The following is a 14,781-nucleotide window of genomic DNA, read 5'->3' as shown; positions in this document are numbered from 1 at the left end:
ACTCAGCCTCCTAAAGCCGCTGTAAAAGTGGTAAATTAAGTAATGCAAGGAAAGAAACCTTTTCAAGACAAGCGCCTTGCTTCCTTCCGCCTCTCGGAGCGGGTGCCGCGTGACAACTTCTACCGCCGCTTAAAAGCAATCATGGATGTGGAGTGGCTCTATGAAGCCACCCAAAAGTACTATGGCCGTGAGGGCCACAAATCGCTGGACCCGGTGGTGTTCTTCAAACTCATTTTAATTGGTTATCTCGAGAACCTCTTAAGCGATCGAAGAATCATCCAGACCGTCAGCCTGCGCCTGGATCTTTTGTACTTTATCGGTTACTCCCTGGACGAACCGCTGCCCTGGCATTCTACCATCAGCCGTACGCGTCAACTGTTAGGTGAGGAAGTGTTTAAAGAACTCTTCAAACGGGTCTTACGCCAGTGTGTGCAACAAGGCATGGTGAAGGGCAAACGCCAGGCCCTGGACTCGGTGCATGTCAAAGCCAATGCGTCGATGGACTCCTTAAAAGAAAAAGAAATTGTGCAGGACGGGGAAGCCTATGCAGGTGAACTCGGTGAAGATGCAGAGGACGAAGAGCAAACAGAAAAGCAAACCGTCTCCGTCTTCAAACACCAGCAAGTGCAGTGGCATCACGGCTGGAAGCGGAAGGCCTACCAAGGCCGGCCCAGTGGTGGCTGGCGGGCGAAGTTTGTGTCCAACCACACCCACTACTCGCTCACCGACCCCGACGCCCGTGTGGCCGTCAAACCCGGCAAGCCCCGCCAGTTAAACTATTTGGGGCAACTCAGTGTCGATACCGCCCATCACGTTATTACTTGTATACAGGCCGACTATGCCAGTAAAAAAGACTCGCAGTGTTTGCCCTCATTACTCCGGCATACCATTGACAATGTAAAGGCGGTAGGCTTAAAAGTAAAAGAAGTACTCTGCGATGCGGGCTACTCCTCTTCGGAGGCCCTAAAAGCACTGAAGCAGTACCGTGTCACCGGCTATATCCCCAACTTTGGGCAATATAAACCCACCCGGGAAGGCTTCCGCTATTTTGCCGGCGGGGATTATTACCAATGCTCCCGGGGAGTAAGGCTTCCTTTTAAACGCATCAAGGACTCTCATGATGGCACGTACCAGATGCGGGTCTACAGAAGCAGTTCTTTGGATTGCAGGAACTGCCCTTTGAGAAAAACCTGTATTGGTAAAAGTGATTTTAAAAAGATTGAAGACACTGTAGACAAACCCCTCTATGATGAGATGCATCTCCGGCTACAAACCCGCAAAGCCAAACGTATGAAACGGCTTAGGCAAGCCACCGTCGAACCGGTGATTGGTACCCTGGTGAACTTTTTAGGGATGCGACGAGTGAACACAAGAGGCATCCAGCTGGCCAACAAGTGTTTGCTGATGGCCGCCGTGTGTTATAATTTGAAAAGACTCCTAAAATGGATGGGGGAAGCCGAAGGCAAAGGCGAAAAAACGCTTGGCCAGCTACTGGTTATGCTGTACTGGCTACCGGTTCTCTACAGCCGAAGAGGAGAGCAAATACAAACCAGCTTAAGCTACGCTTGCTAAAATCAAAAAACCACATACAAATACTGTTTTAGTTCCGAGTTGTGCAACAGCCACTACTGTTAGCTGCCGTTGTTCCCACTCTCTTTGTCAAGTTTCAATAATAGACTCTTGAAATTTTCGCTAAAGGGTTCAAAATGATCCCAGCGTTCGTGATCCCAAAGAACAACTGGATACTCATTGTCTATGTTTTTGTTATTTGTGTCAAAGCACAAAAGTCCCCAATCACTCCAATCAGCAAAAGGTATATAGCCTTCGTCAATGAGAAACTCTCTGGGATATCCGTCAAAAGCCATGTCCACTAAATGTCTACGCCACTTCCTTATTTCTTGCCCTGAAAAATGAGCTTCTGAGATATAAAGTTCATAGAAGTGTTTATGCTTTAGAAAAGCCTTATAGCTTGCAGGTAAACCATAGTTGAGTTGATTTTCTAAATCTTCAATCTCACTATCTGTGACAGTACTGTTAATTGGATACCATTTTTGCCATCCTTCATTATCTACAGGTTCCCTTGGATTTGCCATTTCAGGCTCTGTTTTGCCAGGCAATGCATTTAATCCTTTGTCAATCCAAGCTTGTAAATGTTTGTCAATAATTGTTGTAATTGGAATATCACTCATTGGGTAGTTAATTTTACGCCGTTGTTGGTGTTCCTCCTAGCCTTTGTGCGGCAGCTGCACCAACAACCGAAAATAAGGAAAGTCTTATTGCTAAAGTGTTATCTTGGCTGAAGATACCATGCCCGACTTAATTACTGAATACCCACAGTTTTTCACCGTTACCTGCCTGGGGTGGAAGCGACTGCTGCAGCCCGACAAATACAAAACACTTGTAGTGGAAAGCCTGAGGTTTTTGGTAGTCAACAACCGGGTGATCGTGTATGGCTTTGTCATTATGACCAACCATTTGCACTTGATCTGGCAAATGAAGGGTAGTCACCACCCGCAGGATATACAAAGAGATTTTTTAAAGTTCACCGGCCAGCAAATTAAACAAGACCTCCTGCTACATCATCCCCAAGTTCTGGAACACTTTAAGGTGCAAGCACAAGACCGGCATTACCAACTCTGGGAACGAAATGCCTTGTCAGTGGAACTGCGAAGGGAAATAGTCCTGTCGCAGAAACTGGATTACATTCACCATAATCCCGTCAGGGCTGGCCTGTGTATTCTGCCGGAAGCTTATCATTTTTCGTCTGCTCATTTTTACGAAACCGGCAAAGACAACTGGGGTCTTCTCACCCATTACAAAAACTAAAGTGGCAAGAAGGCTTATCGTGGCTGTGCTAATCCAAGATTGTGTGTTGTTGGTGCAACTGCCACACAAAGGCTAGGAGGAACACCAACAACGGCGTAAACAGCCACTCATGTTAGCGGCAGCTTTATCGAGTTATACGATTCTCCTTTACTCTATGCTCTGCATCTTTGGCTAAAGTTTTAGCCAGCTTATCATCAGGATTGTCTTTTAGATATTCCATTAAATATGCGGCAGCCAATGAATCGTTTTTAAATAGGTGAAGCTGTCCCAAATTATAATACGCATTTGCAACTTTATGGCCTAGACTTATACAGTATTTAAAGTTCTTATCACAATCCGCATCCAACTTTAGCACATATTCACACTTTGCTTTACAAAAGAAAAGTTCACCATTGGTACTATCTAACCTAGAAAGTGAATCATAGATGCGGTGTGCTTCATAATATTGCTTGTCTTGGTACAGAGCATTTGCTTGTTCGAAGTTGGCAGTATTTTGAAGCGGCTTTTCAGTTGGAGATGAACAGCTATAAACTGTAGTGAGTAAGATTAAAAATTTTTTCATGAAAACAGTTAGTAAAGATTGCGGCTGACGTAGAAGGTGTTTGCGAAGCAGCGGTATTCAGGGTCACTGCTTCTCATTCGAACTTCTATCTTGATTAAAGATAAAGCGTTGAACCTTTGTACCCAAGCCGCTGTTTTTAAAACATAGTGTTAGATGTATTCTTTAGTCGGTCTGCTAATTTTCTTTATTAAGAATTAATGGTTCTGGCTTTGTCATTGTAAGGGTTACTTTTTCCCTCACCATGGTTCGTGACCCACGAAACATTTGGAACACCTCCTGCAAATCTTCCGGAGGAGAAAAGCACTTTTCTCCTTTTCATAATAGCCGCGGATGAATACTTGTAGTCACTACACTGGTAGTTCGTGGGAACACGGGTAAGGAGATTTATGAAAGTGATGCACAACTTAATCCGAGAGTTGTAGGATTTTATAATAATATTGGAGGATGACAAGCTGCAGTTTATAATTACATTACCAATATTTTATCAAACAGCGTAAAACATTTGGTCGCTTATAAGCAAAAGAGCAGTTTGTAGATACTTGAAAATGTACATGCAAATATTAAAATAACCCCATGAAAAGATTAATACCCTTTCTATTCTTCTTTGTTGCTTGTAAAGGGGCCAACTCCAAACAAGATGAAATCCAAAGGAACGCAGCCATCATTAAAAATAACAATGAGCTATATGATAGCGAAAGCAGCCTATATACAATGTACATGCATCAAGGCAACCCAAAGGCTCAGGATCATGAGCATATAATGGATTCACTGCGTAGGGAAAATGATAGCCTTTTGAATGTCAACACGGAGCTACTGAAGCAATCGGGCCAATAGCAATAACCGACTAATTACTTTCTCTGATAACAACCTTCGCCGCTGTTGGTGTTTTTACCAACAGCCTGAACTTTAGTTACTGCTGTACCCTGCTGCGGTTATTGGTCAAAAGGCACAACGGCTAGCGTGCAAAGAAGACCAACCAATGTAGTAAAGACAATACATAAGGCAGAATAACTGATGTGCAATCGTCAGATCCTGAAACGAGTTCAGGATGACAGCAAGAGGCATTACAGGTAGCTGTCCCATCTTAGGTGTGAGTCTCTGAGATCCTTCGCTATCGCTCTGGATGACAAAAACCAGAGACTTTATGATTGGCTGTTTGGTTGAATCTGGAAGAGTAAAACCTGAAATCTGTAACGTGAAACTTCCCTCCTTTCCTCTCTGAGAAACAATATAGCGCGAAGCGCTTTCTTTAGAGCAGCACAGGCTTAAGGGTCTAAGCGAGGTCTTCACTGCATTTTAATTCGTCTTTCGATAATTATAGATCGCCAATCCATTTAATACAATGGCAAAAGCTAACAGGTACAATAATTCGGTTCTTACTTCAGATAGCCCACTTCCTTTTAATACGATCAGCCTTACTACCGCAATAAAATGAGTTACAGGTGTAAGGAAGGACATCTGTTTTGCCCAGCCAGGCATGCTGTCCAGGCTGGTGAAGAAGCCACTCATTAGCATGAAGATCATCATAAAGAAAAACGCAACGAACATGGCCTGCAGCTGGCTATTGCTAAACGTAGAGATCAGCAGGCCAAACCCTAACAAAGCCACCAGGTACACTGCTGCGAAAAGATAAAGAACGGCGAAACTTCCTGCGGGAAAAATGCCATACACAATATACATGACAATAAGCCCAAGGGTAAACACGATCATGCCCACAATCCAGAAGGGAATGAGCTTGCCAAGAATGAACTGCCATTTTTTAATGGGCGTTACGTTTATTTGTTCGATGGTGCCAATTTCTTTTTCCCTTACAATATTCAAGGCCGTGATGAATCCACCGATCAATGTAAGAAGCAACACCAAAATGCCCGGTACCATATAGTACTTGTATTCTTTGCGGGGATTGAACCAATCGGTATACGTTATATCAATAAGGGGCATTGGGGCTGCGGTACTGTTGTTAACGGCTTTAGTATTTACATCCAATGTGCGGTTAAAGTCAACCAGCACAGCCGAAAGGTAGGCGCTGCCAATGGATGATTTTGTGCCGTTAATAGCATCTACCGACATATGCACCTGCTGGCTGCCTTCCCGTACCAGGTTGCGCTCAAATCCATTGGGGATCTCCAATATAATATCGGTCTCATTTTTTTCGATCATGTGTAAGGCATCATTGTAAGAGATGGTATTGCCAACAATGCGGAAGTAACCAGACGATGCGATTTTGTTAAGCAGTTTTTGAGAATAGGTGCTGCGGTCGTAATCAACAAAAACAACGTTTACATTTTTCACTTCAAAATTCGCGGCCAGTGGTAAAATGATCAACTGAATGATAGGCACGGCAAACATCATGGCGAGGATCGTCTTATCGCGAAATATCTGCCTGAACTCCTTTTGAAGTATAAAACCTAGAACCTTCATTCGTAATTTTTTAACTCGCCGCTTTCAGCGGCTGATATTTTGCCGATTGATACGCCTTGGCAAGTCATTGTTGTTTGAATGTATTTGCCTGGGCATTTCATGATAACCGTGTTTTAAAGTTTTTCAGGGCCACAGTTAAAAGAAATGCAGCCATACCTGCCAGGATCAATGTCTCTTTCCATATATAACTAAAATCCAGTCCTTTCAGCATTACGGCTTTAATGATGATATAATAGTACCGGGATGGAATAATGTGCGATATGACCTGGAATACCATGGGCATGTTTTCTAGCGGAAACATAAAACCAGTGAGGATCATGGTAGGCAACATCATGCCCATCATAGAAATGAGCATGGCCGTTTGTTGTGAGTTAGTAAGGTTTGAAATGAGCAGGCCCAGTGATAAGCAGGTAATGATAAAGAGAATGCTTTCTGCAAACAGCAGTACAAGACTGCCCCTGATGGGCACATGGAGCAGGTAGGTGGAAAGCAGCAAAATGATAATAAAATTTACAATAGACAGCACTAGGTAAGGTATGGCTTTGGCAATAAGCACCATAATAGGCTTGAAAGGAGACACAAGCAGAACTTCCATTGTTCCCAACTCCTTTTCCCGCACTATGGATACAGAAGTAAGGGCCGTGCAAACGATCATGAAGATGAGCGCAATGACACCGGGAATAAAATTAAGCGAGCCATTTTGCTCTTCGTTGTATAGCTGTCTTACCTCTGGAATGATCTGGTAGTTGATCCGCGCTGCAGGATTTATTTGTTGCTGGTAATTGCCGATAATGGCGTTGAGGTAATTCACTACCGTAGTAGCGGTGTTCGGGTCAGAGGCATCTGTAATGATCTGCACCTGCGCTCTTCCCGAACGCCCCAGTTCCTGAGAAAAATTTACAGGAAACAGCAAAGCGCATTTTATGTTGCCTTTTTTAAACTCTTCTTCGATATCAGCATAATTCAAAACAGGGGCTTTAACACTGAAGTAAGAACTTGCTTTCACCCGGTTGATGATCTGTTCCGAGTGATTGTCATGTGCATCATCCAATATCGTTATGCCTAAATTCTTTACTTCGCTGCTTAATGCAAAGCCAAAGAGAATAATTTGCACAACCGGCAGGCCAAACAGAATGAGCAGCGTTCTTCTGTCCCGGAACACATGGTGAAATTCTTTTTGAATAAAAGCGAGCAATTGTTTCATGGTCAGTCTCCGCTTCTTTGAGCACGCCGTGCCAGTTGATAAAATACTTCATCCATCGAGTGTGTATGGAATTGTTGTTTGAGGGTAGCGGGTGTATCCAGAGCTTCTACCTTTCCGTCCACCATAATGGAAATGCGGTTGCAATACTCGGCTTCATCCATGTAATGTGTGGTCACGAATACCGTAATGCCATCAGCAGCAGCCTCATAGATCAGGTCCCAGAACTGGCGTCGTGTAACCGGATCAACACCGCCTGTTGGTTCATCGAGGAAAACAATTTTGGGGCGATGAAAAATAGCGACGGAAAAAGCGAGTTTCTGTTTCCAACCGAGCGGCAATTCACCAACAAACTTGTTCACCTCATTTGTTAAACCCAACGTATTTATCATCTCCTCACCCCGCTTTTTAATTTCTGAACGGGACAGGCCATATACGCCGCCATAAAACTCGATATTCTCAAACACCCGGAGATTTTCATACAGGGAAAACTTCTGGCTCATATAGCCAATGTTGGCTTTAATTTTTTCCTGTTGTTTATATACATTAAAACCGGCTACCGTAGCCTCACCGGAACTGGGGTAAGAAAGCCCGCATAGCATGCGCATAGCCGTGGTTTTGCCCGCACCGTTAGCACCCAGGAATCCAAAGATCTCCCCCTGCCCCACCTCAAACGTTATCTGGTTGACGGCCGTAAAATCGCCAAACTTTTTGGTGAGGTTTTTACAAATGATCGCTTTGTCACTCATGGTGCTTGCACATTTAGGTTTGGCTTAGCCACATCGGTTTCTCTCATCAGATAAATGAAACAGTCTTCGATGGCCGGAGTAATTCGTTTCACTTCAAAGTCTTCTGCGTTGTATTGGGCGGCCCGTTCAATAATAAACGCTTCTGTGTGATGCGCATCTTTCAATGTCATATGCAGGTACTCCCCAAAAGCATAACAACTATCCACAGCAGTATCTGAACGAAAGTTCTTCAACAAACGATAAATGTCTTTTGACTTGGCCGCATACAACGGTGCAGGAAAACGATCAATGATCGTTTGCGGCCTATCAACCGACATAATATGCCCGCTTTGAATCAGCGCAATACGGTCGCATAAAGACGCTTCATCCATGTAGGGTGTGGAAACCATGATAGTGATACCTTGCTGTTTCAGACGCCGCAGCATTTCCCAGAATTCTTTTCTCGAAACAGCATCAACACCGGTTGTCGGCTCATCTAAAAACAATACTTCAGGTTTATGGATCAATGCGCAGCAAAGGGCTAATTTTTGTTTCATACCGCCAGATAGCTTACCGGCAGGCCGGTTGTTGAATGGCTTTATTTGCTCATAAATATCTTTGATCAAAGCATAATTGGCTTCAATGCTTGTCTTGAAGATGGTAGCAAAAAACTGCAGGTTTTCAGCCACGGTAAGATCTTGGTACAGCGAGAACCTTCCGGGCATATAGCCTACCTTATTGCGAATGGCCCGGTAGTCTTTCACTACATCCAGCTCGCCCACTTTCGCTTCTCCGCTATCGGCTAAAAGAACGGTGGTCAATATTCTAAAGATGGATGTTTTGCCGGCGCCGTCGGGCCCGATAAGCCCAAACAGCTCCCCCTGCTCAACATCAAATGAAACGTTGTTAACGGCCTTCACCTGGCCCTTGTCATAGGTCTTACTGATATTTTTCAACAACACTGCAGGCATATGCTTTATTGCTTGTTCCAGCTAACCTGGCCATACATGCCGATCTTTAAATACCCATCGTTTTTCACGCTCACTTTTATCGCATAGACAAGGTTGGCTCTTTCGTTTTTTGTTTGAATGGTTTTAGGGGTGAATTCCGATTTGTCATTTATCCAGGTAATGATACCCGTTGTTTCTTTAAAGCCGCCTTTGCCGTCGTCTGTAGCCACTTTCACCTGCTGGCCAATCTTTACCTGCTGCAATTGGTCGCCCGTAATATAAGCCCGGAGAATAATGGTGGACAGGTCAGCTATCTTATATAAAGGCTTGCCCATTACAGCCATTTCATAGGACTCTGCATATTTGGTTAAAACAGTTCCTCTCACAGGGTTAACAATCACATATTTTCTCAACTGGTCGTTTATTTCTTTCAGCTGCGTATCCACCGTGCTACCCTGCTCATTTAAAGAAGATGTGGATACTTGCAGCGAACTTTGCTGCGCATTTATCCTTGCCTGCAGCGTGGCCATTTTGGCGTTTGCATCATCTAATTGCTTTTGTGAAGCCACGCCACCTTTAACAAGATTCTCCGTTCTGTTGCGGTCTAGCGCTGCATTGGCCAGTTCAGCTTTTAAAGCTACTAACTGCACATTGGTTTCCGGTCGGCTACTGAGTATGGCTTTTTTATTTTGCAACAGTTGCCCTTTGTTTAAATGCAATTGCATACTGTCTATATAACCAACTACCTGCCCTGAATCCAGTTGCTGTCCTTCTTCAATAGCCAGTTGCAATAGCTTGCCACTTGCTTCGGCGGAGACCATTGTTTCCACTGCTTCAAACGAACCCGAAGCATCATAATTCTTTTTTTCTTCCTTGCAGGAGGCAATGCCTAACAATAGTGCAAGCGGGTATATGATCTGTTTGCTTTTCATTGTATGCCTGTTAGTTTCCGGATACTGTTTTGTAGTCGTATAGGGTCATTAGTAGTTGCATTTCATGCAGGGCTTTTTGTGCACGGGCTTCGGCTTCTTTTTGAGTAGCGTTCAAAATATCTATTAGCGGGCCTGCGCCGTTATCATACTTTAGTTGGTAGCCTTTCCGAATTGTTTGCCTCAGACTTACAATTTCATCATCTGCTGCAATAATAGCTCTTTGCTTATCTATGTTGGCGGCCGACTGCGTCAGCTGAAATTTTGTATTGAATAAAAATGTTTCCTCCTGCACATTTATCTTTTTCAACTGCTGCTGCGTTAGTTGCTTTTCATTCCCGTTTTTATAGAGACCACTGATATTCCATGAGGCACTTAATCCCACTACACCTAGGGAAGAAAGTTTGCCGTTGCCAATAGTAGCACCCGGCGCCAACACAACACCCGCTCCCAGCAAGCCTATCTTGGGCATAAGCTTTACGCGCTGCATACCAGCCTGTGCATTGACAAGGTTGCGCTGGTTCCTATATAAAGAAAGTTCGGGTCGGATGACCTGCATGCTAGCAAGCTGGCTACTTACAAGCGGTTTTTGAAAGCTGGTTTGTTCATTAAGCTTTACGCCGGTTAAATGCGAAAGCATCGTTACGTAACCATTGCGTGTGTAATTGAACTCTGTTCGTTGCTGACCAAGTTTTAATTGCTCCACCCTTATTTCATCAACATCTGTTGTATAGGCAAGGCCGTTTTCGTTAAGTTGTTTTGCCCGGTTACTATTATTGGCAAGGATCGTGTCTTGTATCTGCAGTTGCTTCAGTTGCTCATCAACGAGCAATATGCCGAAATAAAGCTGGTTTACTCTTGAACGCAACTCATGCAGCTGCACATCAACAGCAGCTTTATCGGTTTCTGATGAAGCGTTTATAATATTCTTTTGTGTTTTAGTAGCACCTCCATCCCATATCGTTTGATTTACCTGGCCCAGGCCAATAAATTTAAAATTGGTACCCTCCTTATTAGAACCACCCGAGCTTGGAAACCCACCAAATACATAGCCTTCTATAGCCGTTACACTTACTTGTGGCAGATACGCTTTACCCGCGTTGCTTACTGTATATTCCTTTGTTTTCTCTATCAGATCATACTGTTTTATTAAAGGATAATTTCTTACAGCAAGCGCATAGCAACTGTCAATGGTGAGGGCCTGCGAATAGGCGGAAGCGGCAGTTATCAGCAAATACATTACAGCTATAACATACTTCTTGCTCATGGTCTGATCTGTTTATGTCAATCAGTTGTTTTAAAAAGCCACATTAGATCATTTCGTTTTCAGCATGGCTTTTAGTCATATGGTATTATTTTTCCGACATTCGGCACAAACCCTTGTGCGTTTTTCAATAGGGATAGCCGACTGTAGTTTGATCCAGGATAGTCATGTGCAAGTTACAGCACTTACTGTGGCACAAGTCTGCCTGACTGTCAAAGTCTGCTCACAAATACTTGAACCAGCTATAGGGACCGGCCACCAGGAACAAGGGTGAAGATAAACAACTAAAAACAAGCGGCCTTGTCGTTTTCAGGTGTTGGTGCAGTGTAGCGCAAGGGCTAAGATAAACACTGACAATGGCGTAGAAAAGAGACCGCGGATGGAAAGGATTTAAGGAAGGATTAGTGGGATTAGGTATCTGAATATTTATGATTGCTTTTGATGATTGAGCTGTCTTTGATGTAAGATCAGATTCCTCCTTCGATTGCCTCAGGATCAAGTTCAGGGCGACAGCTTAGTCCTTATGAGTTGGCAGTCTTATTTTAGGTGCGAGTCTCTGCCATTCCTCGTTGCACTCGGAATGGCAACAGCAAGAGGCGTTATGGTTGGCAGTTTGGTTGCCAGTGCAAGTGACCCTTCGCCAAGCTCAGGGTGACAAAAAGCAAGAGGCATTACGGATAGCAGGCTGTAATCCTGCTAATCCATTCTACATCCAACGAATCCGGGGTCCTCCTTTTCTCCTTTGCTCTGTGCGAAACCATATAGCGCAAAGCGCTCTCTTTAGGGCGGCACGGGCTTTTGTCAGTTAAATGCCTGCCTGAATTCCAATGGTGATTGGTTCGTCTTTGTTTTAAATAATTTACTGAAAGATTGTGGGTGTTCAAAGCCCAATTCGTAAGCAATTTCGCTAACAGATAAATCGGTGGTAGAAAGTTTTTCTTTTGCTTTCTCAATCAGCTTTTCGTGAATGTGCTGCTGCGTATTTTGTCCTGTTAATACTTTGAGTAAGCTACGCAGATAAACAGGCGAAACGTTTAACTGGTCTGAAATATACTGTACGGTCGGTAAGCCTTTGCTTGCCAGGTCTTCATTGTTGAAATAATCGGTTAGTAATTTTTCTAATCCTTCCAGGATTTTATGGTTGGCTTTTTTGCGTGTAATAAACTGACGATGATAAAAACGCTCGGCATAGTTTAGCAATACTTCAATTTGCGCAATGATGATCTGCTGGCTAAACTTGTCAATGTTGGAGCGATATTCCTGCTGCACTTTTTGAACGATCTCATTCATGGTTCCTTCTTCCTTCTCAGAAAGGAAAAGTCCTTCGTTCACAGAATAATCAAAGTATTCATATTGCTTGATCGTTTTGGCCAACGCTGTTCCCCACAAGAAATCGGGATGAATAAGCAACATCCACCCACTACGTTTTGCGCTTGCGGTTTGTTGTTCTTCCAATTTTAATAACTGGTAGGGCGCCATAAAGAACATCACGCCTTCATCAAAATCGTATGACTGCTGCCCGTATCGCATTTTCCCTCCATTCCTCTTTTGATGGCTATCAGATAAAAATCGAACAGCAAGCCGGGTGCATCGTCTATGTGCGACGCTTTCATCTTTGAATAATCCACCACACTAATTAGCGGATGTTCCGGTGGTGGTAAACCCCGCAGCTTATGAAACTCGCTAATTGTTTTTATTCGTACAGGTTCTGCCTTCATCATTTTAAAACAGCTGGTATCTTCTTTAAAAATAGTTCTGTTGCATGTCTTCCAATAAACCAATGTGTGTAGGTTTCCAACCCAGCCGCTCTTGTGTTTTGAAACTTGTAGCAGGACTATCGAATCCTATAAAACCGACCATCCACTCAAAATGTTCGCGCGCTTCTTCTCCCACTAAAGAAGCAACTGGTAGGTTCAGCTTTGTACCAATCAGTTCTGCAATTCTTTTTACTTCAATACCCCTATCGCCAATAACGTTATACAAGGCGCCTTTTGCTCCCTTCTCCACGGCTAATTGAAAAACCTTTGCCGCATCCAGGCGATGCACTGCTGGCCAACGATTGTTGCCCTCACCGGGATAGGCAGATACACCATTCTTGCGCGCCTGTTGAATAATAAATGGAACAAACCCCTTGTCGCCTTTATCGTGAACGGAAGGAGGTAAACGAACAACAGATGCATTAACACCTTTCTCCGCCAGCGCCATAGCCGTAGCTTCCGAGCTGCGTGGAGAATTTTGTGCGGCACTATCTTCGGTAATGATTCCATTGATGCTGGGCAATCCTAAAATCCCGGCCGTTACTACTAATGGCTTGCTGGTTCCCATCAGCGCTTCGCCCATGGCGTTGATGGCTGCGGTATCAGCCTCATTTGCTTTTGCGTATTGTGTAAAGTCGTGAATAAACGCCGTGTGAATAACACCGTCGGCCTGCGAGGCGCCTTGCTTTAAAATATCCAAGTCTTCAAGACTTCCCATTAACACATCTGCATCTGCATCGCTGATCGTTTTTGCAGATGAATCTGTACGTGCTAAACCAATTACTTGATGCCCGGCACTTATTAGTTCTTTGACAACAGCAGAGCCGATAAAGCCCGATGCGCCTGTTACAAATACTTTCATTCTTTACTTTTTTGTTGATACAAAGTTCTGGCAAAGGCAAAAAGGAGGTGTAACCAAAACGATGTTTGTTGTAGCCAAAACGGAATTCGTTTGAGTCTCAGCGGTGTATTCTGCGTATAGCTCCAGGAAGTGTGAGAAACATGGCGTTTGTAGTAACCGCCTTTCAAATCACGCCGTGTCCCTCGCTTTACACAAAAGCCAGACAGAGGAGGCGCGGCTGGGACCAAAGAAAACCTACTTATAAATTACTTTATAATCCTTAAAATTCTCTCTCCAGTTGTCAATTGTCTTTGGTAGCTGATTTTTATAATCTTGATTGTTTGTGTAATAATTCACCTTGCCATCATCTATAACAGCAGCCCAAATGTTATTTAAAGAATCCGTCATAATGATATTCTCCATTATCGTAAATAGCCCTCTAACTGCAGCAGATTGAACCTTAGCATGAAGACCATCCAAATCCTCATCTTCTGAAGCAAGCTGGGTGGAGTTGACAAATAATGAATAGTCATTCCCAACCAATGCCTTAAAAACAGAATCTTCTCTTTCATCTTTGAATATACCAAGGTCTACCATGGTCACACTCTTTTCTGTTTGTTTCAGGAGTCTAACATTTTTATAGTCACCCAAGAATGTAACCCCCGCGCCTGCAAAACAGTTGCCTTTTTCCTGGGTAATGGAAATAACTGAATCTCCAAGGAGTTTAAATGTAAGCATACATGTCTCGCCTGCTTCTTTGATAGAATAGATGGCTACATGGTCTTTCACCATTGCCACTCCTTCAACTTCGCCTGTATGTGAACCACTTAATGCCTGAAGAGAAAAAGTTATTGAATCGCCCTTAATACCAGTGACCTCTAAAGTGGCATTATTTTGCCAAAGCTGTCTTTCCCACTCACCGATCCAGGTTTTACTAGCATTGTTTATAGCCATGGACTTTGCCGCCATTTCATTTGCAGTTGTTTTATTTGGGACGGTTGATACTGGAACTGGGTTAGATGTACAACTAATTAAAAGCATTAGTGGAATAAAGTAGAATGATCTCATATTTAAGCAGTTAGACTTTAGACGAAAACAGGCAATAGAATCAACAAAAATGAAGATAAATAACTAAAGCAAGTTTATCACTTCTTTCTGTTATTGGGCCGTTGCATTAAGGCTGACAGAAATGCCACAGCACCATAAACACTTAACAATTTTTAACACTACTGTCCGACAATACTGTATCAACTTTGCACTTTCACTACCGGTCTTCTGCATACTCTTTGCACTAGAAGACAT

The 14,781-nt window shown here is 43.5% G+C and carries 13 protein-coding genes and 1 pseudogene; 3 read left to right on the top strand and 11 right to left on the bottom strand.

Annotation, left to right across the window (positions count from 1 at the left end; genetic code table 11):
- The first annotated feature begins 42 nt into the window (after positions 1 to 42).
- Positions 43 to 1,572 carry an IS1182 family transposase gene (locus SY85_RS17100; RefSeq protein ID WP_066406089.1) on the top strand — a complete coding sequence of 510 codons (1,530 nt, stop codon included), beginning with the start codon at positions 43 to 45 and terminating at the stop codon, positions 1,570 to 1,572.
- Positions 1,573 to 1,631: 59 nt separating this feature from the next.
- Here SY85_RS17100 and SY85_RS17095 read toward each other — a convergent pair whose 3' ends face one another.
- Positions 1,632 to 2,189, bottom strand: coding sequence for an SMI1/KNR4 family protein (locus SY85_RS17095; RefSeq protein WP_066406088.1), 558 nt, complete (start codon positions 2,187 to 2,189; stop codon positions 1,632 to 1,634).
- A 103-nt stretch (positions 2,190 to 2,292) separates the two neighbouring features.
- Here SY85_RS17095 and SY85_RS17090 point away from each other — a divergent pair, with 103 nt between their 5' ends.
- On the top strand, positions 2,293 to 2,826 hold the full coding sequence (locus SY85_RS17090; protein ID WP_226998866.1) for an REP-associated tyrosine transposase: 534 nt from the start codon (positions 2,293 to 2,295) through the stop codon (positions 2,824 to 2,826).
- Positions 2,827 to 2,950: 124 nt separating this feature from the next.
- Here SY85_RS17090 and SY85_RS17085 read toward each other — a convergent pair whose 3' ends face one another.
- Positions 2,951 to 3,388, bottom strand: a complete 438-nt coding sequence (locus tag SY85_RS17085) for a tetratricopeptide repeat protein (RefSeq protein WP_066406087.1) — start codon at positions 3,386 to 3,388, stop codon at positions 2,951 to 2,953.
- 573 nt (positions 3,389 to 3,961) lie between these two features.
- Here SY85_RS17085 and SY85_RS17080 point away from each other — a divergent pair.
- Positions 3,962 to 4,222 (top strand): hypothetical protein, encoded by a 261-nt coding sequence (locus SY85_RS17080; protein ID WP_066406086.1) that lies wholly within the window; start codon positions 3,962 to 3,964, stop codon positions 4,220 to 4,222.
- A gap of 462 nt (positions 4,223 to 4,684) precedes the next feature.
- Here the strand turns inward: SY85_RS17080 and SY85_RS17075 are convergent, their stop codons facing one another.
- The 9 genes and pseudogenes from SY85_RS17075 to SY85_RS17030 form a co-directional block, all read right to left on the bottom strand.
- Positions 4,685 to 5,809, bottom strand: coding sequence for an ABC transporter permease (locus SY85_RS17075; protein ID WP_066406085.1), 1,125 nt, complete (start codon positions 5,807 to 5,809; stop codon positions 4,685 to 4,687).
- A 97-nt stretch (positions 5,810 to 5,906) separates the two neighbouring features.
- Positions 5,907 to 7,013 (bottom strand): ABC transporter permease, encoded by a 1,107-nt coding sequence (locus SY85_RS17070; protein ID WP_066406084.1) that lies wholly within the window; start codon positions 7,011 to 7,013, stop codon positions 5,907 to 5,909.
- Positions 7,014 to 7,015: 2 nt separating this feature from the next.
- Positions 7,016 to 7,759 (bottom strand): ABC transporter ATP-binding protein, encoded by a 744-nt coding sequence (locus SY85_RS17065; RefSeq protein WP_082886541.1) that lies wholly within the window; start codon positions 7,757 to 7,759, stop codon positions 7,016 to 7,018.
- On the bottom strand, positions 7,756 to 8,709 hold the full coding sequence (locus SY85_RS17060) for an ABC transporter ATP-binding protein (RefSeq protein ID WP_066406083.1): 954 nt from the start codon (positions 8,707 to 8,709) through the stop codon (positions 7,756 to 7,758). Before SY85_RS17060 ends, SY85_RS17065 begins: the two co-directional genes overlap by 4 nt.
- Before the next feature lie 5 nt (positions 8,710 to 8,714).
- Positions 8,715 to 9,620 carry an HlyD family secretion protein gene (locus SY85_RS17055; RefSeq protein ID WP_066406082.1) on the bottom strand — a complete coding sequence of 302 codons (906 nt, stop codon included), beginning with the start codon at positions 9,618 to 9,620 and terminating at the stop codon, positions 8,715 to 8,717.
- A gap of 10 nt (positions 9,621 to 9,630) precedes the next feature.
- Positions 9,631 to 10,884 (bottom strand): TolC family protein, encoded by a 1,254-nt coding sequence (locus SY85_RS17050; protein WP_066406081.1) that lies wholly within the window; start codon positions 10,882 to 10,884, stop codon positions 9,631 to 9,633.
- Between the two features lie 798 nt (positions 10,885 to 11,682).
- Positions 11,683 to 12,602: pseudogene (locus tag SY85_RS17040) on the bottom strand (helix-turn-helix domain-containing protein).
- Between the two features lie 22 nt (positions 12,603 to 12,624).
- A complete protein-coding gene (locus SY85_RS17035) occupies positions 12,625 to 13,500 on the bottom strand; it encodes an SDR family oxidoreductase (RefSeq protein WP_066406079.1) in 876 nt (291 codons plus the stop codon).
- 234 nt (positions 13,501 to 13,734) lie between these two features.
- Positions 13,735 to 14,520 carry a hypothetical protein gene (locus SY85_RS17030; protein ID WP_148661229.1) on the bottom strand — a complete coding sequence of 262 codons (786 nt, stop codon included), beginning with the start codon at positions 14,518 to 14,520 and terminating at the stop codon, positions 13,735 to 13,737.
- Positions 14,521 to 14,781: the final 261 nt, after the last annotated feature.

Origin of the sequence: Flavisolibacter tropicus, assembly GCF_001644645.1 — a bacterium.
In the GTDB taxonomy this organism is placed as follows: Bacteria; Bacteroidota; Bacteroidia; order Chitinophagales; family Chitinophagaceae; genus Flavisolibacter; species Flavisolibacter tropicus.
This window is presented reverse-complemented; position numbering and strand designations above follow the sequence as displayed.